The sequence below is a fragment of the Terrabacter sp. C0L_2 genome (genome assembly GCF_036352015.1).
GTDB classification, from domain to species: Bacteria; Actinomycetota; Actinomycetes; order Actinomycetales; family Dermatophilaceae; genus Terrabacter; species Terrabacter tumescens.
Map to the genome: position 1 here is coordinate 1,400,335 of NZ_CP143557.1, position 22,044 is coordinate 1,422,378.

Annotated in this window: 23 protein-coding genes and 1 pseudogene; 13 read left to right on the plus strand and 11 right to left on the minus strand. The window is 71.6% G+C overall.

The annotated features are described in order from the left end of the window. Window positions 1–64 precede the first annotated feature (64 nt). The 7 genes from U5C87_RS06550 to U5C87_RS06580 all read left to right on the plus strand — a co-directional run bounded on the left by U5C87_RS06550 (window position 65) and on the right by U5C87_RS06580 (window position 9,315). Window positions 65–2,038, plus strand: a complete 1,974-nt coding sequence (locus U5C87_RS06550; RefSeq protein ID WP_330475814.1) for a TIM barrel protein — start codon at window positions 65–67, stop codon at window positions 2,036–2,038. Further along, window positions 2,038–3,069 carry a 5-dehydro-2-deoxygluconokinase gene (gene iolC, locus U5C87_RS06555; RefSeq protein WP_330475815.1) on the plus strand — a complete coding sequence of 344 codons (1,032 nt, stop codon included), beginning with the start codon at window positions 2,038–2,040 and terminating at the stop codon, window positions 3,067–3,069. The genes U5C87_RS06550 and iolC overlap by 1 nt, the downstream gene beginning before the upstream one ends. Beyond that, window positions 3,066–3,968: a Cgl0159 family (beta/alpha)8-fold protein gene (locus tag U5C87_RS06560; RefSeq protein WP_330475816.1), complete on the plus strand. Its 903-nt coding sequence runs from the start codon at window positions 3,066–3,068 to the stop codon at window positions 3,966–3,968. Before iolC ends, U5C87_RS06560 begins: the two co-directional genes overlap by 4 nt. Then, window positions 3,965–4,876: a 5-deoxy-glucuronate isomerase gene (gene iolB, locus U5C87_RS06565; RefSeq protein ID WP_330475817.1), complete on the plus strand. Its 912-nt coding sequence runs from the start codon at window positions 3,965–3,967 to the stop codon at window positions 4,874–4,876. The genes U5C87_RS06560 and iolB overlap by 4 nt, the downstream gene beginning before the upstream one ends. After that, window positions 4,873–6,825, plus strand: a complete 1,953-nt coding sequence (gene iolD, locus U5C87_RS06570; RefSeq protein WP_330475818.1) for a 3D-(3,5/4)-trihydroxycyclohexane-1,2-dione acylhydrolase (decyclizing) — start codon at window positions 4,873–4,875, stop codon at window positions 6,823–6,825. The genes iolB and iolD overlap by 4 nt, the downstream gene beginning before the upstream one ends. Next, entirely contained in the window at window positions 6,822–7,826 is a 1,005-nt protein-coding gene (locus tag U5C87_RS06575) for a Gfo/Idh/MocA family protein (protein ID WP_330475819.1), read from the plus strand. Before iolD ends, U5C87_RS06575 begins: the two co-directional genes overlap by 4 nt. 130 nt (window positions 7,827–7,956) lie before the next feature. Continuing rightward, on the plus strand, window positions 7,957–9,315 hold the full coding sequence (locus U5C87_RS06580) for an MFS transporter (RefSeq protein ID WP_330475820.1): 1,359 nt from the start codon (window positions 7,957–7,959) through the stop codon (window positions 9,313–9,315). Between the two features lie 75 nt (window positions 9,316–9,390). Here the strand turns inward: U5C87_RS06580 and U5C87_RS06585 are convergent, their stop codons facing one another. Both U5C87_RS06585 and U5C87_RS06590 read right to left on the minus strand, forming a co-directional pair. Further along, window positions 9,391–10,176 carry an Ltp family lipoprotein gene (locus U5C87_RS06585; protein WP_330475821.1) on the minus strand — a complete coding sequence of 262 codons (786 nt, stop codon included), beginning with the start codon at window positions 10,174–10,176 and terminating at the stop codon, window positions 9,391–9,393. Between the two features lie 82 nt (window positions 10,177–10,258). Next, window positions 10,259–10,693 (minus strand): MarR family winged helix-turn-helix transcriptional regulator, encoded by a 435-nt coding sequence (locus U5C87_RS06590; RefSeq protein WP_330475822.1) that lies wholly within the window; start codon window positions 10,691–10,693, stop codon window positions 10,259–10,261. A 77-nt stretch (window positions 10,694–10,770) separates the two neighbouring features. On the opposite strand from U5C87_RS06590, the gene U5C87_RS06595 reads away from it, so the two are divergent. Continuing rightward, window positions 10,771–11,403 (plus strand): mycothiol-dependent nitroreductase Rv2466c family protein, encoded by a 633-nt coding sequence (locus tag U5C87_RS06595; RefSeq protein ID WP_330475823.1) that lies wholly within the window; start codon window positions 10,771–10,773, stop codon window positions 11,401–11,403. Window positions 11,404–11,413: 10 nt separating this feature from the next. Next, the gene (locus U5C87_RS06600) at window positions 11,414–12,097 is read left to right on the plus strand and encodes a maleylpyruvate isomerase family mycothiol-dependent enzyme (RefSeq protein WP_330475824.1); all 684 of its coding nucleotides are present in this window, start codon (window positions 11,414–11,416) and stop codon (window positions 12,095–12,097) included. A 102-nt stretch (window positions 12,098–12,199) separates the two neighbouring features. On the opposite strand, the gene U5C87_RS06605 is transcribed toward U5C87_RS06600, so the two are convergent. From U5C87_RS06605 to U5C87_RS22655, 3 genes and pseudogenes are all read right to left on the minus strand, one after another. After that, a complete protein-coding gene (locus U5C87_RS06605; RefSeq protein WP_030203637.1) occupies window positions 12,200–12,643 on the minus strand; it encodes a PA2169 family four-helix-bundle protein in 444 nt (147 codons plus the stop codon). A gap of 116 nt (window positions 12,644–12,759) precedes the next feature. After that, window positions 12,760–13,212 carry an NAD(+)--rifampin ADP-ribosyltransferase gene (gene arr / locus U5C87_RS22650; RefSeq protein ID WP_443082126.1) on the minus strand — a complete coding sequence of 151 codons (453 nt, stop codon included), beginning with the start codon at window positions 13,210–13,212 and terminating at the stop codon, window positions 12,760–12,762. Between the two features lie 165 nt (window positions 13,213–13,377). Then, window positions 13,378–13,713, minus strand: a pseudogene (locus U5C87_RS22655) (putative immunity protein); the annotation flags it as partial. A 63-nt stretch (window positions 13,714–13,776) separates the two neighbouring features. Between U5C87_RS22655 and U5C87_RS06615 the strand changes: the two are divergent. Both U5C87_RS06615 and U5C87_RS06620 read left to right on the plus strand, forming a co-directional pair. Then, window positions 13,777–15,084, plus strand: a complete 1,308-nt coding sequence (locus U5C87_RS06615; RefSeq protein ID WP_330475826.1) for a hypothetical protein — start codon at window positions 13,777–13,779, stop codon at window positions 15,082–15,084. A gap of 51 nt (window positions 15,085–15,135) precedes the next feature. Then, window positions 15,136–16,278, plus strand: coding sequence for a DNA glycosylase AlkZ-like family protein (locus U5C87_RS06620; RefSeq protein ID WP_330475827.1), 1,143 nt, complete (start codon window positions 15,136–15,138; stop codon window positions 16,276–16,278). Here the strand turns inward: U5C87_RS06620 and U5C87_RS06625 are convergent. The 4 genes from U5C87_RS06625 to U5C87_RS06640 all read right to left on the minus strand — a co-directional run bounded on the left by U5C87_RS06625 (window position 16,244) and on the right by U5C87_RS06640 (window position 19,363). Beyond that, complete coding sequence (locus U5C87_RS06625; protein WP_330475828.1) at window positions 16,244–17,155, minus strand: alpha/beta hydrolase; 912 nt, start codon at window positions 17,153–17,155, stop codon at window positions 16,244–16,246. The genes U5C87_RS06620 and U5C87_RS06625 overlap by 35 nt on opposite strands. A 98-nt stretch (window positions 17,156–17,253) precedes the next feature. After that, a complete protein-coding gene (locus tag U5C87_RS06630) occupies window positions 17,254–18,192 on the minus strand; it encodes a patatin-like phospholipase family protein (protein ID WP_330475829.1) in 939 nt (312 codons plus the stop codon). Window positions 18,193–18,235: 43 nt separating this feature from the next. Next, complete coding sequence (locus tag U5C87_RS06635; protein ID WP_330475830.1) at window positions 18,236–18,679, minus strand: SRPBCC family protein; 444 nt, start codon at window positions 18,677–18,679, stop codon at window positions 18,236–18,238. Window positions 18,680–18,766: 87 nt separating this feature from the next. Further along, complete coding sequence (locus U5C87_RS06640) at window positions 18,767–19,363, minus strand: dihydrofolate reductase family protein (RefSeq protein ID WP_330475831.1); 597 nt, start codon at window positions 19,361–19,363, stop codon at window positions 18,767–18,769. A gap of 132 nt (window positions 19,364–19,495) precedes the next feature. On the opposite strand from U5C87_RS06640, the gene U5C87_RS06645 reads away from it, so the two are divergent. Next, window positions 19,496–19,744: a hypothetical protein gene (locus U5C87_RS06645; protein WP_330475832.1), complete on the plus strand. Its 249-nt coding sequence runs from the start codon at window positions 19,496–19,498 to the stop codon at window positions 19,742–19,744. 8 nt (window positions 19,745–19,752) lie between these two features. Here the strand turns inward: U5C87_RS06645 and U5C87_RS06650 are convergent, their stop codons facing one another. Next, a complete protein-coding gene (locus tag U5C87_RS06650) occupies window positions 19,753–20,415 on the minus strand; it encodes a ribonuclease H family protein (RefSeq protein WP_330475833.1) in 663 nt (220 codons plus the stop codon). Between the two features lie 215 nt (window positions 20,416–20,630). Here U5C87_RS06650 and U5C87_RS06655 point away from each other — a divergent pair, with 215 nt between their 5' ends. After that, window positions 20,631–20,888, plus strand: coding sequence for a hypothetical protein (locus U5C87_RS06655; protein ID WP_330475834.1), 258 nt, complete (start codon window positions 20,631–20,633; stop codon window positions 20,886–20,888). A 66-nt stretch (window positions 20,889–20,954) separates the two neighbouring features. Here U5C87_RS06655 and U5C87_RS06660 read toward each other — a convergent pair whose 3' ends face one another. Next, entirely contained in the window at window positions 20,955–21,818 is an 864-nt protein-coding gene (locus tag U5C87_RS06660; protein ID WP_330475835.1) for an oxidoreductase, read from the minus strand. Window positions 21,819–22,044: the final 226 nt, after the last annotated feature.

A 22,044-nucleotide genomic window follows, 5' to 3' on the forward strand; every position in this document is an offset into this window, starting at 1 on the left:
AGGGTGCGCGGGGCGGGCGAGGCTGGGCCGTGACCCGAGGCGCGACGACGGACGGACGGCATCGATGAGGATCGGCCTGGCAGGTGTCGGGCGCATCGGCGCCTTCCACGCCGCCACCCTGCGAGGCCTCCTCGACCCGGCCGGCGACTCGCTCGTGGTGGCCGACCTCGACCCCGACCGGGCGGCGCGGGTGGCGGTCGAGCTCGGCACCGACCAGGCGCCGGACGTCGAGAGCCTGCTCGACCGCGGCCTCGACGGGCTGGTCGTCGCGACGGCGACGACAGCGCACGCCGACCTCGTGCGCGCAAGCGTCGCCCGTGGACTGCCGACGTTCTGCGAGAAGCCCGTGGCGACGACCCTCGCGGAGACCGTCGAGCTGGCGGGCCTCGTCGGGTCGTCCGGGGTCCCCGTGCAGGTCGGCTTCCAGCGGCGCTTCGACGCCGGCTACGCGCGTGCTGCCCGGGCCGTGGCGAGCGGCGAGCTCGGTGTCGTCCACCTCGTGCGCGCTTCGACGCACGACCGGACACCACCACCTGCCGCCTACGTCCCGACGTCCGGGGGCATCTTCCGGGACTGCAACGTCCACGACTTCGACGCGCTCCGCTTCGTCACCGGGCGCGAGGTCGTCTCGGCCTGTGCGGTCGGGGGCGCCAAGGGTGCGCCCTTCTTCGCCGAGGCCGGCGACGTCGACACGGCGGCGGCCGTCCTGACGCTCGACGACGGCACCCTCGCCCTCGTGTCGTCGACGCGCTACAACGGCGGCGGCCACGACGTGCGGCTCGAGGTGCACGGCAGCGACGGTGCCATCTGCGCGGGACTCGACGACTCCCTCGCCTTCCGCTCGGCCGAGCCCGGTGCCACGTTCCCGCCCGGACCGACCCACGACTCGTTCATGCAGCGGTTCGCCGGCGCCTACCGCGACGAGCTGCGGGCCTTCATCGACGTCGTCATGGGCCGGCGGCCGTCACCGTGCACGGTCGACGACGCCCTGGAAGCCTTTCGCATCGCGGAGGCGTGCGAAGCGCTCCCGCACCGAGGGGCGCCCCGTGCGCCTGGAGGAGATCGACACCCGATGACCACTGCACCGACACCGCCCAACCGACCCGTCGGCCTGACGCCCGGCCACGCCTCCGACGACGTCGTCCCACCCCTCGACGAGCGGGTCGCCGGAGCGCCGATCTCGTGGGGGGTCTGCGAGGTGCCCGGATGGGGGTGGCAGTACGACGTCGAGACCGTACTGCGCGAGATGGCCGAGTCGGGCCTCGTGGCAACGGAGTTCGGTCCTGAGGGCTTCCTCCCCGACGAGCCCTCGGCCAAGGCCGAGGTGCTGGCCTCGCACGGTCTGCGCGCTGTCGGCCAGTTCGTCCCCGTCGTGCTCCACGACCCGTCGCACGACCCGCTGCCCGACGTCCATTGGGCGCTCGAGGGTCTGGTGGCAGCCGGCGCGTCGACGGTCGTGCTCGCGGCGGCGACGGGGGCCGACGGCTACGACGACCGACCGGTCCTCGACGACGCCGGCTGGGCGCGCCTGCTCGACAACCTCGACCGGCTGGCCGACGTGATCCGCGGGCGCGGCCTGACCCCGACCCTGCACCCGCACGTCGGCACCCTGGTCGAGTCAGGTGCAGACGTGGAACGGGTCCTCGCCGGCTCCCACGTCGGGCTCTGCCTCGACACCGGCCACCTGCTCATCGGTGGCGGTGACCCGGTGGCGCTGGCCCGCCACCACCCCGACCGCATCGCGCACGTCCACCTCAAGGACGTGCGCCTCGACCTCGCGGAGCAGGTGCGCTCCGGCGCGCTGCCCTACACCGACGCCGTCCGCGCCGGCCTCTACGTGCCGCTCGGTCGGGGCGACGTCGACGTGACCGCCATCGTCACCGCGCTCGAGGACGCCGGGTATGCCGGGTGGTACGTCCTCGAGCAGGACACCGTCCTCGACGCGGCGCCGACGGGCGAGGGCCCCCGGGGAGACGTCGTCGAGAGCCTCAACCACCTGCTCGGCATCGCCGCGCAGCGCTCGGGGGTCGGGATCTGATGACCGCGCCCGCGACCCCAGGGGACCAGACGGCATACGACGTCGTCGCCATCGGGCGCACCGGCGTCGACATCTACCCGCTCCAGCACGGCGTGGGTCTGGAGAAGGTGCGCACCTTCGAGAAGTTCCTCGGTGGCAGCGCGACGAACGTCGCCGTGGCCGCGGCCCGGCACGGGCACCGCGTCGCCCTCGTGACGCGCACGGGGCAGGACGCGTTCGGTCGCTACGTCCACGAGGCGCTGCGCGACTTCGGCGTCGACGACGCGTTCGTCGCAGCCGTCACAGGGCCGCCGACGCCCGTCACGTTCTGCGAGGTCTTCCCGCCCGACGACTTCCCACTGTGGTTCTACCGCTACCCGACGGCGCCCGACCTCATGATCGAGGCCGACGAGATGCCGCTCGACGCGGTGCGCGACGCGGGCGTCTACTGGTCGACCGTCACCGGGCTCTCCCAGGAGCCGAGCCGCGCCGCGCACTTCCGCGGCTGGGAGGCGCGCGGTCGTCGCCGCCACACGGTGCTCGACCTCGACTACCGGCCGATGTTCTGGTCCCACCCCGCCGAGGCGAGCGAGCAGGTCTCGCGGGCGCTCGAGCACGTGACCGTCGCGGTCGGCAACCGCGAGGAGTGCGAGGTCGCGGTCGGCGAGACCGACCCGCAGCGGGCTGCCGACGCGCTGCTCGACCGCGGCGTCGAGCTCGCCGTCGTCAAGCAGGGCCCGAAGGGCGTGCTCGCGGCCACGCGCGAGGAGCGCGTCGAGGTGCCGCCCTTCCCGGTCGAGGTCGTCAACGGCCTCGGCGCCGGTGACGCCTTCGGGGGAGCGCTGTGCCACGGCCTCCTCGAGGGCTGGGGACTGAGGCGCATCGTCGAGTTCGCCAACGTCGCGGGAGCGATCGTCGCAGGGAGGCTCGAGTGCTCGACCGCCATGCCGACGACGGCCGAGGTCGAGGAGCGGCGCTCGGCCGCAGCCGCAGCCGCAGCGGCGGGTGTCCCCTCACGCGGACCCGCACCGGTCGGGGAGGAGGTCTCGTGACCGCCGTCGGGCCGGTGGCCGCCGTCGCCGACCTCACCGACGTCCGGGCGCGCGAGCCGGGCCGGATCGCCGCAGCCTGGGCCGCGCGACGCCGACGCCCGCTCGTGGGTGAGGACGGCCGGATGCTCCTCGTCGCCGCCGACCACCCGGCGCGCGGTGTCCTCGGGGTCCGCGGGGCGCAGGCGGCCATGGCGAGCCGCAGCGACCTGCTCGAGCGCCTCGTGACCGCGCTGCAGCGGCCGGGGGTCGACGGTGTGCTCGGCACGCCGGACGTGCTGGACGACCTGCTCCTCCTCGGCGCCCTGGACGGCAAGGTCGCCGTCGGGTCGATGAACCGCGGCGGACTCCAGGGCGCGAGCTTCGAGCTCGACGACCGCTTCACGGCCTACACGGCCGCGGAGATCGCGGCCCGTGGCCTCGACGGCGGCAAGATGCTGACCCGGATCTGCCTCGAGGACCCCGGCACGGTGGCGACGCTCGAGGCGAGTGCCGACGCCGTGACCGAGCTCGCCGGGCACGGGTTGATGGCCATGGTCGAGCCGTTCCTGTCGACGCGCGAGGGGCCGCGGGTGGTCAACCACCTCGACCCGGACTCGGTCGTCACGTCGGTCCACATCGCCGCCGGGCTCGGCGCCTCGAGCGCCTACACCTGGCTCAAGCTGCCCGTCGTCGACGAGCTCGACCGCGTCATGGACGCGACGACCCTGCCGACGCTGCTCCTCGGCGGTGACCCGCAGGGAGACCCGCAGGACACCTACGCCGCGTGGGGCCACGCCCTCGACCTGCCCGCCGTGCGCGGTCTCATCGTCGGTCGTGCCCTGCTCTTCCCGCCCGACGGGGACGTCGCCGCCGCGGTCGACATCGCAGCCGGGCTCGTGCACGGCCGAGGTGTCGCATGACGTGGCACCGGCCCATCGGCACCGCGTCACGCGACGGCTGGGACGTCGTCGTCGAGCCCGACGCCGCGGGGTGGGAGCACACGGGGCTCCATGTCGGCCGCCTCGCCGCGGGGGAGTCGCGCCGCCTCGGGGCCGGCCACCGCGAGCACGTCGTCGTGCCGCTCTCGGGCTCCGTCACCGTCAGCGTCGACGGCGCGGCGGGGGAGCACGAGGTGACCCTCGCCGGCCGAGCGTCCGTCTTCGCCGGTCCCACCGACGTCGCCTACGTCCCGGCCGGGTCGGGCCTCACGGTCACGGCGCTCGGTGACGCCCGGGTCGCCGTGTGCTTCGCCGTGACCCGGGCCGGGACCGCCGGCGCGGACGTCCCGTTCCGCCACGTCGCAGCCGCGGAGGTCCCCGTCGAGCTGCGCGGCTCCGGCATCGCGTCACGCGAGGTGCGCAACTTCGGCATCCCCGGAGTGCTGGAGGCCGAGTCGATCATCGCCTGCGAGGTTGTCACCCCCGCGGGCAACTGGAGCTCCTGGCCGCCCCACAAGCACGACGAGGAGCGGCCGGGGGAGGAGACCCAGCTCGAGGAGATCTACTACTTCGAGGTGGCACCCGAGGCCGGCTCCCCGAAGGTCGCCGGCACCGACCCGGTGGGCTACCAACGCGTGTACGGCACCGAGCACCGCCCCATCGAGGTGCTCGCCGAGGTGCGTCCCGGCGACGTCGTGCTCGTGCCGCACGGCTGGCACGGGCCCGCCATGGCTGCGCCCGGCTACGACCTCTACTACCTCAACGTCATGGCCGGTCCCGGCGAGGAGCGGGCCTGGCTCATCCGCGACGACCCCGCGCACGGCTGGGTGCGCGACACCTGGACGGACCGACCGGTCGATCCCCGACTCCCCTTCGGAGGTGCTCGATGACGAGCGACACCCCACCGGCTGCGACCGTGCGACTCACCGTCGCCCAGGCCGTGGTGCGCTTCCTCGCGCACCAGTGGAGCGAGCGCGACGGCGAGCGGCAGAGGCTCTTCGCCGGCTGCCTCGGCATCTTCGGCCACGGCAACGTCGCCGGGCTCGGCCAGGCACTGCTGGAGAACGAGCTCGCCGACGGCGAGGGGCGTCTGCCCTACGTGCTGGCCCGCAACGAGCAGGCGATGGTCCACACGTCCGTGGCCTACGCGCGTCAGAAGGACCGCCTGCAGACGTGGGCGTGCACGGCATCCATCGGCCCCGGGTCGACGAACATGCTGACCGGTGCTGCGCTCGCGACGGTCAACCGGATCCCCGTGCTGCTGCTGCCGTCCAGCACCTTCGCGACGCGCGTCAGCGCCCCGGTGCTGCAGGAGCTCGAGCAGCCGTCTGCCGGTGACGTGACCGTCAACGACGCCTTCCGGCCGCTGTCGCGCTTCTTCGACGAGGTGCAGCGTCCGGAGCAGCTGCCGTCTGCCCTTCTCGGCGCGATGCGGGTGCTCACCGACCCCGTCGAGACGGGCGCCGTGACGATCTCGCTGCCGCAGGACGTGCAGGCGGAGGCGCACGACTGGCCCGTGGAGCTCTTCGCGCCGAGGGTGTGGCGCGTGGCCCGCCCCGCACCGGAGGCGGTCGACGTCGAGGACGCTGCCGCCGTCATCGGCTCGGCGAGGCGGCCGCTCGTGGTCGCCGGTGGTGGCGTGCACTACTCACGGGCCGAGGAGACGCTGCGGACCTTCTGCGAGTCGACCGGCATCCCCGTCGCGGAGTCGCAGGGGGGCAAGGGGTCGCTGCCGCACGGTCACCCGCAGCTCATGGGGGCGGTCGGCTCGACGGGGACGACGGCAGCCAATGCGCTCGCCGCCGAGGCCGACGTCGTCATCGGGATCGGAACGCGCTGGAGCGACTTCACGACGGCGTCGCGAACGGCCTTCCAGGACAACGGGGTCCGTTTCGTCAACATCAACGTCGCGCGTTTCGACGCAGGCAAGCACTCCGGCCTCTCGGTCGTCGCCGATGCCCGCGAGGCCCTCACCGCCCTGACGGCGGCACTGCAGGGGTATGCCGTCGACGACGACTACCGGTCGCGCCAGGCCGCGCTGTGGGCGGAGTGGGATGCCGCTGTCGAGGGAGCCTTCCACCCGCCGGCCGAGGTCACCGACCGGCTGGCCGAGGGACTGCTGACGCAGGGCCAGGTGCTCGGTGCCGTCAACGAGCTCAGCGACCCGAGAGACGTCGTGCTCTGCGCGGCCGGCTCGATGCCCGGCGACATCCACAAGCTGTGGCGGGTGCGCGACCGCAAGGCCTACCACGTCGAGTACGGCTACTCCTGCATGGGCTACGAGGTGCCGGCGTCCATCGGCATCCGCCTCGCCGACGCGTCGCGCGACGTCTTCGCGATGGTCGGTGACGGTGGCTACCTGATGATGCCGACCGAGCTCGTCACCGCACTGCAGGAGCGCGTCAAGGTCATCGTCGTGCTCGTGCAGAACCACGGGTTCCACTCGATCGGCTCGCTGTCGGAGTCGTTGGGGTCGCAGCGATTCGGCACCTCGTACCGGTTCCGGGGCGAGTCGTCGGGCCGGCTCGACGGCGACGTGCTGCCCGTCGACCTCGCGGCCAACGCGCGCTCGCTCGGCGCCCATGTCATCGAGGTCCACTCGGTCGAAGAGCTGCACCGGGCGATCAGGGAGGCCAAGGCGTGGCCGTCCGACGGTGGCCCCGTCGTCATCCACGTCGAGACGGACCCCCTCGTGCAGGCGCCCGAGAGCGCGTCGTGGTGGGACGTGCCGGTCTCGGAGGTCAGCAACCTCCACACGACGCGGACGGCATACGCCGGCTACGTCGACCACAAGGCCCGTCAGCGGGCCCTCCTGACTCCCAAGGAGATCCGACCGTGACCGTACGCATCGGGATGATCGGGCCCGGCGCCATGGGCCAGGCCCACATCGACCGCGTCCACACCGTCATCGCGGGCGGCCGCGTCGTCGCGGTCTCGGACGTCGACCCGGCCCGAGCGGACGAGGTGGCCGCGCGGATCGACGGGACGGCATACGCCACCTCCGCCGAGCTCATCGCGTCCGACGAGGTCGACGCCGTCATGATCTGCAGCCACGGACCGGCGCACGAGGTCGACGTCCTCGCCGCGATCGCCGCAGGCAAGCCCGTCTTCTGCGAGAAGCCGCTGACACCGACGGCCGACGCCGCGCTGCGGATCATGCAGGCCGAGCAGGCCGCCGGGCGGCGCCTCGTGACGGTGGGGTTCATGCGGCGCTTCGACCGCAGCTACCGGCAGATGAAGGCGCTGCTCGACTCGGGCGACCTCGGCGAGACGCTCATGGTCCACTGCGCGCACCGCAACGCGACAGCCCCCGAGCACTACACGTGGGACATGGCCATCAACGACACCGCGATCCACGAGATCGACACCATGCGCTGGCTGCTCGGCGAGGAGTTCGTCTCGGCGCGGGTCGACAGGCCGAAGAAGACGTCGCTGCGCTTCGAGCACCTCCAGGACCCGCTGGTGCTCGTCCTCGAGACCGAGTCCGGCGTGCGGGTCGACGACGAGATCTTCGTCAACTGCCAGTTCGGCTACGACATCCGCTGCGAGGCCGTCGCCGAGAAGGGCACCGTGAGCCTCGCCGACCAGAACGCGGTCGAGGTGCGGGACGGCTCGGGTCACCGCAACGCCATCGCCCGTGACCACAACGACCGCTTCCGGGGCGCGTTCGTCACCGAGGTGCAGGAGTGGATCTCGGCCGTCGCCCGCGGTGACCACACGGGCTCGACGTCGTGGGACGGGTATGCGGCGGCGTGCGTCTGCGACGCCGGTGTGCGAGCGCTCACCGACGAGGGTGTCGTCAAGGTGGAGATGATCGCCAAGCCCGACTTCTACGCCTGACGCTCGTCGGGGACGGGCAGGGACGACGCAACGCGGTGGATCGCCGGCACCACGCGCCGGTGATCCACCGCGGACGGGGCATCCGGATAAATCGGACGACAGCCGGCGCCTCGATCCGGAGAATCTCCGGGTGATCCTCGACGCCGTGCTCCGCCACACCCGCCCTCCGTCCCCCTTGGCGGGCCGGCTCTCCGCGCAGTCGATGCTCTTCGCGCTGGGCGAGGGCACGTTCATGACGGGCTCGGCGGTCTTCTTCACCCAGATCGTCGGGCTGTCCGCCGCGCAGGTCGGCCTCGGCCTGACCATCGCGGGGGTCGCGGCGTTCCTCGCCGCGCTGCCGATGGGCAGGCTCGTCGACCGCTTCGGGCCGCGCAAGATGTGGGCCGTCAGCGCGGCCGGCCAGGCTGCGATGTTCGCGTTCTGGCCGTTCATCACCGGCTTCCAGGGCTACGTGTCGATGGCCGTCGGCATGGAGGTCATCGGCGCGCTCGGTGGTGCGGCGTACGGCGCGTACACGATCGACGTCCTCCCGCCGGAGGAGCGCGTGCGGTCGCGGGCCTACATGTACTCCGCGCTCAACCTCGGCTTCACGCTGGGCTCGGTCGTCGGTGGCGTCGCGCTGGCGTTCCACTCCAACGACGTCCTGCACGCGCTGCCGTGGTTCACGGCGCTCGCCTTCCTCGTCAACGCCGCAGCCATCCTGCGCCTGCCCAACGCCTCGCACGACGAGCGCACGCCGGAGGAGCGAGAGGTCCGCGTCCCGGGGCCCGGGCCGCTGCGCAACGTCGGCTGGCTGCTCACGACCTTCTTCACCGGCGTGTTCTGGACCAACCAGGTGCTGCTCAACGTCGTCATCCCGCTGTGGCTCGTGCAGAAGACGGACGCGCCCCGGGTGCTGCTCGCGTTCCTCTTCGGCACCAACACGGTGATGTGCATCTTCCTGCCGATGATCACCTCGCGCGGCGTCAAGGACGTCCACACCGCGCTGCGCGCCATCCGGATCTCGTCGGTCCTCTTCGTCGTCTCGTGCCTCATCACCCTAGCCACGCACGACACCCTCGGCTGGGTCACGATCGCGCTCGTCTGGCTCGGGCACGTGACGGTGACCGGCGCCGAGCTCTACGTGTCGGCCGCGAGCTGGTCCTTCGAGGCGGAGCTGATGGACCCGCGGCAGCGTGGTGCCTACCAGGGAGCATCGCAGCTGAGCATGACCCTCGGGAAGGTCTGGGCCCCAGCGGTGTTCACGTTCCTCGCGCTGGACTGGGGAGCCACAGGCTGGCTCATCATCGCTGCGATCATCGTCGCCGCGACCATCGGCATCCATCCCTCGACGCAGCTCGCGCGCCGGTTCCTCGAGCGGCACGTGCCGGCCGACGTGCTCGTCGACGCCCGGGCGTCGGCGCCGAAGCCGGAGGACGAGCTGGTCGTCGGCCCGCCGTCACTCATCGACGCCGACGAGCCCGTCCCCGATCCCGACCCGATCCGCTGAGGTCGTGAGGGCGTATGCCGGGTGGTGCCCATCGCCATGAGGCTGGCGACCCGGCATACGCCCTGTGACCGTCGGTCAGAGACCGACGGACTTGACGCCGTACTTCGCCTGCGCGCTCGTGAAGCCTTCGAACGTCAGCTGGTTGATCAGGCTGCCGCGCGAGAAGGCCATCATGTCGAGGTAGGACTGGGCCTTCTTGGCCGCCTGCTCGTTCCAGTTGACCGAGATGTGGTCCACGGCGAACGTCGCGTCGGCCTTGGAGAACTGCTCGTACTGCAACTGTTTGATCAGGCCCTTGCGGGAGAAGGCCGTGAACTCGAGGTAGGACTCCGCCTTCGAGACGGCCTGCTCCTGCGAGACGGTCATCGCGTTGGCAGCCTCCTCTGCGGCGGCCTTGGCCGCAGCTGCCTTGGCGGCGGCCGCCTTTGCAGCAGCTGCCTTGGCGGCGGCAGCCTTCGCGGCAGCGGCCTTTGCATCAGTCGCCTTCTTGTCGGCGGCTGCCTTGTCGGCGGCTGCCTTGTCCGCGGCGGCCTTGTCGGCAGCGGCCTTGTCGGCAGCGGCCTTGTCCGGGGCGGCGGTGTCGACGGCCGCCGTCGGCGTCGGGTCCACGGTCGCTGCGCTCGAGCTCACGACGGGAGCAGCCGTCGGTGCCGTTTTCGGATCACCACCGATGGCGCCGATGGCGATGAACGCGACGAGGATGCCGCCGCCCCACAGGCCGGCCTTCTTGCCCTTGCCCATCTTCGGCTTGACCGGTCCCGCAGGAGGGGAGGTGAAGGGCGCGCCCTGAGGCGGCCCCCATGTCGGAGATGCGGCTGGATCACCCTCTGCTGCGGGGTACTGGTAACTGTTGTCGCTCATGCGCGGTTCTTCCTTTGAGTTCCCTGTGACTGCTCATGAAGTGTCCGGCGCAGCGCCTGCTCTGTCTCGCTTTCAGAGATATCTACCGGTACGGGTCGGTGATCTCGCGCAGTGCGTTCAGGGCCTGGCGCAGCTGACCCATGAGCTCGGGTCCGAGGTGCTCGCGCCACTCGGCCTCGATGCGCTCCTCCTCGGCGCGAGCCAGAGGGAGGGCGGCCTCGGCGCGAGCAGTCAGGCGCACCAACCGTGCCCGGCCGTCGGAGGGGTCGGGCACGCGCTCGACGTAGCCGGCGCGTTCGAGCTTGTCGACCAGGGCGGTGGCCGTCTGCTTCGCGATCTGGGCGCGCTCGGCGAGGACGCTGAGGCGGGTGCCGTCGGGGTCGAGGCCCATCATCAGCCGGCTCTGGGCGATGGTGATGTCGTCGAAGCCCGCCCTGTGCAGGGCGTGGAAGACCCGGTCAGCAGCCGCTCGTGAAGCGATGAACATCAACAGGCTGCTCGGCAGATCCCGACTCATCAGACCCCTTGCATAGTCCCATGAACGAACTATAGTAGTTCGATAACGGGACTATTCTAGCGAGCGAGGGACTGCTCATGGTCACGACACCCGACGAGACCGTCGTCGACTTCTGGTTCGACCCGGTGTGTCCGTACTCGTGGACCGCCTCACGTTGGCTGGGTGAGGTAGGTCGGCGCCGTCCGCTGCAGGTGCACCACCACGTCCTGAGCCTCTACCTCCTCAACGAGCACCGGACCGACGTCGCGGACGACTATCGCGTGAACGTCGAGCGCTTGCGCGGGCCGTCGAGAGTCGCGACCGCCGTGGTGGGGCGGAGCGGCGAGCGGGCGCTCGGCGCCTTCTACCAAGCCTTCGGTCAGCTCGTCTTCGACCGGTGGCGGCATCCCAGCGCCGAGGAGTACCACCTGGCGGTGCGCTCGGCGCTGGCCGCCACGGGTCTGCCCGCCGACCTCGAGGACGCCATGGACTCCGACGGCCAGGACGCGGCCCTGCGACGCAGCCACCAACAGGGCGTCGCGCTCGTCGGAAGCGAGGTCGGCACGCCGATCGTGCGCCTCGACGGCGTGGCGTTCTTCGGCCCGGTCCTCAACGCGATCCCGCGCGGCGAGGAGGCCGTCCGCGTGTTCGACGGAGCCCGGCTGCTCGCCGGCTATCCGCAGTTCTTCGAGCTCAAACGCACCCGCACCCGCCCACCGGTCTTCACCTGAGGAGGACGAGATGACCTTGCAGACCCCTGACCCTGCCGACACCATCTGGGATGGCATCGACGACCAGCGAGGCCGCACCGCCGACCTGCTCGAGCAGCTCACGGACGAGCAGTGGGAGCACCCGTCGTTGTGCGAGGGCTGGACGGTGCGCCACGTCGCCGCGCACTTGACCCTCCAGCAGCAGCACGTCGGCGACGCCATCGCCTTCATCTCCCGTCATCCGCGCATGCTGCGCAGCCTCACCCTCAACGCAGCCATCCACGACTCCGCCCTGATCGTGGCGCGCGAGCTCTCGAGCGAGCAGATCGTCGCGCGGATCCGGTCGATGATCGGATCGCGGCGGCACAACGTCGGTGTGACCCCGTTGGACACACTCACCGACACCCTCGTGCACGGTCAGGACCTGGCTGTCCCGCTCGGACTCGACCTGCCGATCGTGCTGACCGCAGGGCAGCTGGCCGCCACGCGTCGCTGGGACACGCGCGGCTCGTGGCTCGACAGGGTCTTCGACCAGATCCCGCTCGACGGCTACCGCCTTCGGGCCACCGACACCGACTGGACCCGGGGCGAGGGGCTCGAGGTCACCGGGCCGATCAGCGCGATCCTGCTGCTGCTCACCGGTCGTCCCGTCGCGCTCGACCAGCTGACGGGGCCGGGCATGGACAGCCTGCGTCCCGTCGTCCTCCGTTCCTGAGACGTTCGCCGGGAGGGTGCACCAACAGCGAGCACCCCGTGGAGGACAGGTCCTCCACGGGGTGCTCGTCGTTGTCGTCGCCGTCTCGGGGACGGCAGCAGATCAGTCTGCGACGTGCAGAGCCTTGACCTCGTCACGGGCGGCCACGACAGCCGCGTGCTGACGGGCCACGACCGTGCGGAAGCCGGCGCTGAGATCGGCCTTCTCGGCCTTCTCGTACTCCGACACCGCGTGGTCCTCGCCCTTGACGGCGGCACCGAGCACGCCGCCCGCGTCGTCACCGGTCAGGGCGTCCTTGAGGGTGATCCAGCCGCGGTGCAGGGCGGCGGCAGCCGACCCGCTCTCGTCGACGTCGTCACCGTAGTCGTGGCCCATCTCGACGATCTCGCGGCGGAACCCGGCGCGCTGCTCTGCGAGGCGCTGCAGGGTGGTGGCCCACTCGGCGCGGTCGCTGTCACGCAGCTTCTCGGCAGCGGAGGTGAAACCACGCTCGCCGTCCTTCAGGGTCTCCACGAGGTCCTTGGCGACCTTGGCGTCGTCCGACATGTGCGCTCCTTCGTTCGGGGTGCTGTACCTCCGAGTCCTACCCGCCCCACCGGCCGCCCAACCGTCGCCGGCACAGACGTACAGGCACCTCACAGCCTCACCGGACCGCTCGGTGGTCAGTCGTCCATGGCCTCGATGCCGAGCTCGGCGAGCTCGCCCATGCGCTCGCGGATGTGCCGGACCATCTCGGCCGGCGGGGCCTCCCAGCCGGTGATCTCCTCGACCACCCGCAGCGGTTCGGTCGTGCGGTAGGAGCGGGTCGGGTTGCCGGGGAAGCGCTTGTCGGTGACGTTCGGGTCGTCCTCGATGGTGCCAAGCGGCTCGACGCGATAGACGCGTGGCGGGCCGTCGCCGCGGGCGAGCTCGGCGGCCAGGGGCGCGCCCTCGCGCGTGGCCGTGACGTAGATGTGGTTGGACTGGCGCCGCGAGCCGTAGTTGGAGCGCCAGCCCGGGGTGAGCAGGTCGCCCGGGGCCACGTCGGCCCTCGTGCCGTGGAAGAACGGCCCGGGGTCGTTGACGACGCGCGGCGTCGGGGGAGGGTCGCGAAGCAGGCTGTCGAGCCGCGTCATGAGCGCGGCAGTTCGACTGCGCCCCTTGGGTGCTCGCGGATAGCGGCTCAGCACGTCGAGGACCACGGGGGTGGCGCGCTTGGCCGCGGCGGTGACGACGTACTCGGCCACCACGGGGTCGTCGCCACGCACGAGCTCGGCCGCCCGGGCCGCGTGGGTGGCGGCTCCCAGGATGTGGCGCACCTGCGTCGCCTTGGACAGGGGGTGGAGGTATGCCGCGGCGGCCGCATCCCCTGCAGCGGTCGCTGCGTGCCGGGCCGGCTCGGTCGACGCCTCCTTGGCCGCGCGGTGGGCGTCGGTCGCGGCTGTTCGCTGGAGTCGTGACCGGGGTGCCCCGCCGGCGAAGGCTCGCGCTGCGTCGAGCGCGGCCGCCGGCCGCGGGTCGTCGGGGTGCGCCCGCTGGAAGATCACGAGGGCAGGCTCGGCGCACGCGACGGCATACGCGACGACGGCCCGAAGCTCGTCGGTGGTCAGTGCGAAGTCACCCGAGCGTGTCTGCATCGCATCGAGTTTCGCACAGCGGCGAGGGCGTATCACCGGTGAGCACGCGCACCTCTGCTCACCATGACCCTCTCCACAGTCGGTTCGACCACGCACTACCGGATCAGCTACGACACCTCACTGTCGAGCGCTGACGGCCTCCAGCGGGCACAAGCCCTGATGAACGTGTGCGAGGCGGACTACCAGATCATGTCCGACTGGTTCGGCGGCATCGCGCTGCCGTACCCACTCCCGATCGAGGTCAACATCGTGCCGGGAGGCTACGCCGGGGCCGGGTGGGGACCTCCCATCTCGCTGCGCCCGGGCAACGGCTCAGGGCTCGACGTCGTGCGCTACCTGCTGGTGGCCGAGGTCGTCGAGATGCTGATGCTCGCCCAGAACAAGGGCTGGTTCGCCAGCGACGGAAGCAACGAGGGATCAGCGGGCGAGGGACTCTCACGGGTGCTCTCCGCGGAGTTCCTCCGCCGAACAGGCCTGGGGTTCAACGAGCCCGGCTTCGACACGGCACGCTTCTGGCTCAACAGCGACCGCCTCGACTACGTCAACACGATCGATGAGCACGACCACGCGCCCGACGAGAAGAGCGGATGCGCGACGCTGTTCATCAACTACCTGTCGTACCAGCTCGGCTACGACATCAAACGGATCATCGCCGCCGCTGCGCCGACGCTCACGGGCGTCTTCCGCAACCTCACCGGCCGCAACGACGACCCGTTCCCCGCCTTCAAGGCGCAGCTCGACGCGCACTTCCCCCGGACGAATCCCGATGGCTCCGTGCGCGACTGGACCCTGCCGGGCCCGAACCCCGACAACCCCTACCCGCTCGACTTCTACGAAGGAGCAGTGCCCATGTCCATTCGCATCTACTGGAGGATGAACCCGGGGCGCAATGTCGTGAACCTCAACTGGGGAGCGCTCAGCGCCGACTCCGTCGTCGCCGTGTCCGCGAGCGAGTACGTCACGGGCGGGCAGAAGCTCGCCGACAACAGCGCCCAGCGCTTCGTCGGTGCCGCGTCGATCACCGTCGACAACGTGACGCCGCACGGCCCGCCCTTCGACCCGAACCACGGCGTCACCTTCGTGGTGACCGTCGGCTGGGGCTCGCCGCTCAACATCTGCACCGACGTGTCGCTCATCCAGAACCAGCCGCAGCAGGTGATCTACATCGGGTCCCAGACCGAGTCCGGCTCGCTGGCCACCCGTGACCTGGCGATGGAGGGCGCCTCGGCCGACGGGACGAGCGGCGATCCGCGCACGTCGTCCCTGGGGCCGGTCACCTGGCACACGGCCACCGTGTCGAGCGACGGCGAGCTGACCGAGCAGTCCTCGTCGAGCGCACCCGCCGTCCGCACCGAGATCGAGGCCCACTGAGAGTCCCTGCACCGGGCGTCCTTCGTCCGGGATCGGTGCCACCATCCAGGGATGACGACCTCGACGGAGGGCACACCCGAGGTGAAGGCCACCTGGCCGCAGGCACTGGCCTGGCGGATGGAGCGACAGCTGCTCGATCCCGTCGGGTCCGTGCCTGCGGCCGACGTCGTGCGCCGGCTCGGAGCGGTGCTCTCGATGGACGACGTGCTCGCCGACCTCGCCGTCGGCACCCGGAGCTCGACGGCGCGCCCCGGGGACCTCGCGTCGGCCCTCGCCGACGGGAGCGTCATCAAGGCCTTCGCCTACCGCGGGGCCATGCACTACATGGCGCCGGAGGACGCCGGCGTCCACCTCGCGGTCCGGGCGGCCGGTCGCCAGTGGGAGCTGAAGAGCTGGGTGGACCACTACCGGCTCACGCCGCAGGACTGGCCGGACTTCCGCGCGGCCGTGCGCGAGGCGCTCGGCGACGGATCCCTGACGGTCACGGAGCTCGGGGACGCGCTGACGAAGCACACGGCATACGCCCACCTCAGGACCGTCTTCGACGAGGGGGCGTGGACGCTCATGAAGCCGCTGTCGTGGCAGGGCGACATGAGCCTCGGCCCGCTGCGCGACGGCCGGCTCACCTTCCAGCGGCTCGACCGCAACCCGCGGTGGGCGGGCATCCCGGACCTCGATGACGCGGGACCGCGCGCTGTGGCCGCCTACTTCCGGAGCTACGGGCCGGCGACCCTCGACCGCGTCCACTACTGGCTGGGCAACGGTCTGTCTGCCGGACGCAGACGGCTCGATCGCTGGATCGCCGGCTTGGGTGACGCCCTGGTGCCGGTCGACATCGACGGCACGACCGCCTACGTCATGCATGAGGATGTCGAGTCGCTCACTGCCGCAAAGGTTTCGGATGCAGTCAGGCTGCTGCCCGGTCACGACCAGTGGGTCATGGGCGCGGGCACCAAGGACGTCCGCGTCGTCCCGCCGAACCTGCGCGAGGCCATGACCCGCAAGGCGAACCCTGTCATCGTCGGCGGTGTCGTCCGCGGCACCTGGGCGAGGAAACGCGACGAGCTCATGGTGACGTGGCCCGATGGGACGGCGCCGACCGCGGCCATCGAGGAGGAGGCCACCCGGCTGGGCGACCTCCTCGGCACCGAGCTGCGCGTCACGACCGAAGGGCCCGGTCGAGGACGCTCTTGATCGCCTGCGGCCAGGCGTCCGGCGTCGGCACGTTCACCAGCTCGGACGGCGACGCCAGGGTGAGCACCCGACGCTGGGCGGCGCGCCACGCCGCATCGACCTTCTTCGCGTCGACGGCCGCGGGCCACGCCTGCGGCTGGGCCTCGACGAGGTCGTAGAGCGGGACCGACATCGTGGCGAGTCTTGCGTAGGCCGCCCAGGAGCGCGGGTCGAGGCTCTCCTTGTTCCTCGACGGGTCGTTGAAGTGGTCGAGCTCGGTCCACAGGCTGCTCAGCTCGGGATCGCCGACGTCCTTGGGCGGCAACAGCGTCAGCAGCGCGCCGTCGGGGCCGAAGTAGCCCGGAGGCATCGGGTCCATCAGCACGACGGCACGCGTGTCGGCGCCGTGCCGGCTCGCCCACGACAACGCGATGGGAGCGCCCATCGAGTGCCCCATGACGACGACCGGACGCGTCAGTGCGAGGCCTGTGATGACGCCGTCGAGGTCGGATGCGAGCGTCGCGAAGGTCTGCCGGTCCGGCGCCGAGTCGCTGCGCCCGATCCCGAGCCGGTCGTAGACGCAGACCCGGGCGCTCGCCGCGAGGGTCTGCGGGACCGTGCCCCACGCGTCGTCCATCGACCGTCCGTAGTCGGCCACCATGACCACCGACGGCCCGCTGCCGGCGCACCGCGCCTTGAAGTGCCTCCCGGCCACGGTGACGTCGCGCTCGGGCTCGAGCGTCGCGCTCGCCGCTCCGGGGGTCGACGAGGTCGTATGCCGTGTGGTGGCGGTGGTGGACGCCGGCCCGCCCGTCGCGGTGCACGCCGACAGCCCCAGGGCGAGTGCTGCCGCGGCCAGCGCCGTGAGCCGGCGCCCGAGTCCCGTTGTCGTTCCCATGGCGATCTCCCCAGCGGAGTGGGAGGCGTTGCTGCCTCCACCTCCACGATGGGCCGAGGGCGTGCGGCTGTCTGTGCCTTCGGCGACACAGGGCGAGGTCAGCCCCAGAAGTCCGCCAACGTGGCCGCGAGAGCTTGCCCCTGCGCGTGGCCACCTCGCGCGGCTGGCGGGCGGGTCGAAGGGTCGAGGGCGTTGGCGTCGAAGACGTCACCGGCGCGGACGTCGGGGAAGACGGTCTCTACCCTGCTGCCGGCTGCGTGCAGGTCGGCGACCTGTGACGCCAGGTCCATGCGCCACGCGAGCGGCATCCGGCTCCTGCCACTGAACGGTGACAGCACGACCACGCGGTCGAATCCCATTGCCAGGTCGGCGTTCTCGCTGCGTCGGTAGCCGCCGTTGAGGTAGCGGTGCGTGCCGATCGGATAGGGCGTCATCGCCGATGTGCTTGCGGCGACGGCGTCCACGACGTCGATGCCGCTGTCGCGGTCGAAGACGACCGGCTCCCCGGTGCGGGCGTCGACGGCCGGGATGAGCACCCGCTGCCTCGGCCAGTCGTGGCTGGGGAGCCGGGACGCGACGATGTCGCGCCAGCGGTTCTGCGGCGAGCCGGCGGCGGCATCCCTCGTCAGGGCAGCGGCGCCCAGCCTGCGGCGCATGTCAGCCGCATCGGAGGCCTCGGCGATGATGGCGTCGGACCACTCGAGGTAGCTCGGCCCCGAGACCTGAGGCGTCCGGGGACGAGTAGGTGCGGCGACACGGGACGGTGGCACGGGCACCTCGGCGAGGATGGCGGCATACAGCTCCGACGGCGCTGTGCCAGAGGTGATCTGGGCGGCGACGGTGGACCCGGCCGACGTGCCCACGACGAGATCCGCGTCGGTGAGGTCGACCCCGCCGTCGGCGAGGCCGGCGATGAGGCCGAGCTCCCAGGCGTTGCCGGCCGCGCCGGCTCCGGCGAGCACGAGGGCGCGGGTCGAGCTGTCGGTGGAGGCGGTAGCCGATCGGGTGCTCGGAGCGGGTGACGGTGTGGTGCTCATGGGCGTCCCTTCCGAAGAGGTGCGGGTCAGGACCTCCCCTGGCTCACGTGCCGTCTGCAGTCGCGTACCGGTCGAGGGAGGCCGTCCACATCCGCGAGATGACAGCACTCGCGGGACCGTGCCTGAGCAGGAACAGCAGGAGCTTCTGCCGGCGAGGGTCGACGTTACGCCACTCCGCGTGGACGCGGCTGCCGCCGTCGACGCCGGGGGTCACCCGCACCAGTCCGTCGCCGCCGCCGCCGTAGCTGCTGTCGGTCACCGTCCAGCGGACGACCTCCGGATCGGACCAGTCGTAGCGCGCAACCACCCAGAACGGCGAGCCGGGCGAGCTCTCCCGGGCCTCGGCCCAGCTCTCGCCCTGGCCCAGGACGGCATACGTCTTCGCGTCGAGCGTGCGGTGCCACGTGCGCACCCGGGCGTCGCTGAAGTCGGTCAGGGCTCGCCTGACCTGCTCCGGCGACGCGCGCGTCTCGATGTCGAATCGCACCCATCCATGTCAGCACACCTGCGCGCGCGACGTGGTGGGTTCGGGCCAGCGTCCGTCGGCTCGTGGCCCTGCCGCGCGTCGAACGGGCTACCTGTTCCGGACCGGGTAGCGCAGGTGCGTCACGCCGACGCCCTCGACCACGGTCGGGGTGCCGAGGACCGCAGGCGTCCCCACGAGGTGGTCGAAGAGACGCACCCCCGAGCCGAGCAAGACGGCTGCCAGGTCGACCTGGATCTCGTCGAGCAGGCCGGCGTTCAGGCACTGCTGGATGGTGTCGGCCCCGTGGACCCCGACGGCCCTCGCGCCCGCTGCGAGCTGCGCCTGCCGGACCGCGCTCTCGATGCCGTCCGTCACGAAGTGGACCGTCGAGTCGGGCCGCGGCCACCCGTCCGGGACCTCGTGCGTCACGACGAAGGCCGGCCCCCACGCGTGGTTGCCGCCCCACCCCTGCGCGACCTCGAAGGTGCGGCGACCCGTCAGCACGGCGCCGAGACGGGGCGTGAGGTCACGGAGGTGCCGGGCGCTCGGCTCGGACACCTTTAAGGTCATGCGATCCGACCCGCCGGTGTCGATCTCGACGTCGCCGGAGGAGAAGTACCAGTCGAACACCTGCATCACGTCGTCTTCGGGCCCGGCGACGAAGCCGTCGAGCGACATGGACATGATCGCGACAACGTCAGACATGGTGGTGGTTCCTTCCAGGCGGTCGGCCCCGGTCGGGACGCCTCACCCCTACCACGAACCACCACGCCCCGATCGGACACCACCGAGGCCTGCGGGGTGAGACGATGCCAGCGAACGCAGCACGCTCCGCTCGTGGACAGGGGAACGCAGATGTTCTGGACGATCGTTGGTGGACTCTTCGCCCTGGTGCTGCTCGCGGCCTGGCTCTCCGACCGCCGCGCCAAGCAGCGTCACGGTGCGGTGGCGATGACGGAGCAGGACAGACAGAGGCAGGGCAGCGCCCAGGACCTGTCGGCGAAGACGACCGACTACTGCGTCGGCGGGGAACGCAACTTCGGCGGAGTCGGCGGCCCGGCCGGTGGCTCGCCCCTCGGCGGCTGAGCCGGGGCCTAGTCCCGGCTGAGGCTCGCGGCGACGGCGAGCTCGTCCACGAGGTCGTTCAACTCGTGTCCGGAGTGGCCCTTGACCCACTGGAAGGCGACGTCGCCGCGCTCCGTCACCGCCGCGACGAGCGGCTCCCAGAGGTCGCGGTTCGCGACGGGCTTCTTCGCCGACGTCGTCCAGCCCCGCTTGAGCCAGCCGTCCCACCACTGGTCGCGGAAGCAGTTGACGACGTACGTCGAGTCGCTGACGACGACCAACGGCCCGGCCAGCGCGGTGACGGCTTCGAGCGCCGCGCGGATCTCCATGCGCTGGTTGGTGCTCGGTCGCTCGGAGCCTGACGCGAAGCGGTCGCGGTCGATCGCCCAGGCCCAGCCACCGGGTCCGGGGTTTCCCGAGCACGCACCGTCGGTGTAGACGAACGTCGCGCCCTCCGGGGCGACCATCTGCGCCTTGGGCGCCTTCGTCGCCTTGCCTGCCTTGTTCGCGGTCGTGCCGCGCGGTGCCTGGGACGTGGCCGGCGGTGTCACGCCCAGCCCGGGAAGGGCGAGCTCGGTCCGGCACGCGGCGTGCACCCACGCGGTGCCGTTGCCCGTTGCGCTGACGATCTCGTCGCCCGCGCGAATCGGTCCCTGGCACTGTGCGCACCGTCCGGGGAACTTGGCCAGCACCGTTACTCCTCGTGACTACGTCGACTCGGTCCACTCGCGGATCCGGGTTGCGCCCTCGATCTGCGGGACCGAGCGTAACGGCGACCTCGGGTGCCCCGGACGCACCCCTGCTCCCGTATGCCGTGACACCTGTGTCGTCACGCGCACAGACAGCTCGCGGGATGCGGCCCACAGTGGGGCATCGGAAGCTCTCGTGAGACTGGAGGTGGACTCCGATGAACGCCTCGAACCGACCCCGAACCACCCGCCGTGCAGGGGTGGCGGGCCTCGTCACCGCGGCCGTCCTGGTGGTGCCGCACCCGGCCGCCGCCTTCATGCCGGTCCCGCCGTCACCGGTGAAGCTGCCGGTTGCGGTCGTCGGCCATCTGGTCCTGACGCTGGCCGAGGAGTACGCGCAGACGCCGACCGTCGACAAGCGCCGACTGCACAACGAGATCGTGCTGCTCGTCAACGCCGGCCTCGCGGCGATCTAGACCCCGCGCAGGGGCAGGGCGGGAGACCGGCCGGTGCCCCGGCCGGTCTCCCGCGGTGCGACCACGTCAGGCGGCGGCGAGCTCGGTGAGGTCCTCGTCGGTCAGCACGAGGTCGGCGACGGCCATGTTCTCCTCGAGGTGGGCGACCGACGACGTGCCCGGGATGAGCAGGATGTTGTCGGCCCGGGTGAGCAGCCACGCCAGGCCGACCCGCGCCGCCGGCACGTCGCGCCGAGCGGCCACGGCCTGCACGGCCGGCTGGTCCACGACCTTCGGCAGGTGCGGGAAGGCGGAGCCGAGCGGGAAGTACGGCACGTAGGCGATCCCCGCGGCGGTGCAGGCATCGAGCACGTCGGCGTCCTTCTGGTCGACAAGGCTGAACGGGTTCTGCACGCACACGATCTCCGTGATCGCCTGCGCCGCAGCGAGGTCCGAGGCGGACACCGTCGACAAGCCGACCCCGGCGATCTTGCCCTCGTCGCGCAGCGCGGCGAGCTCGGCCACCTGGTCCTCGAGAGCCACGTCGTCGGCACCGGCCATGCCCTCGTCCATCCGTCGCAGGTTGACGGCCGTCAGGTGGTCGACGCCGAGCGACCGGAGGTTCGCCTCCACGTCGGCGCGCAGCTCAGCGGGCGTCTGCGCGGGCAGCCACGCACCCGACGGGTCACGGCGCGCGCCCACCTTGGACACGAGGGCCAGGTCGGCGGCATACGGGTGGAGTGCCTCGCGGATGAGCTCGTTGCTGACGTCGGGTCCGTAGAACTGCGCCGTGTCGATGTGGTCGACGCCGAGCTCGACGGCGCGGCGCAGCACGCGCAGCGCCTCGTCCCGGTCGCGCGGCGGCCCCATGACGCCGGGACCGGGGAGCTGCATGGCGCCGAACCCCACGCGTCGGACGGTGCGGTCTGCCAGGGGGAAGGTGTCTGTCATCCCAATGACGCTAGGAGTTGGAGCGCGCTCCAACGCAAGCCGCTGTCAGCTGCAACCTTCGACACCCAGTGTCCAGTGGTGGCCGCCATGGCCGCACGAATCCGCGAATTCGACCGCTGTGACAACGGATTCCGTCGAATTCGGCCGAACGTGACCGAAGTTCGTCGTTTCCTGCACATCCGCGGCGACGGACCAATAGCGTCATTTGCCGTACCGCCGAACGCCG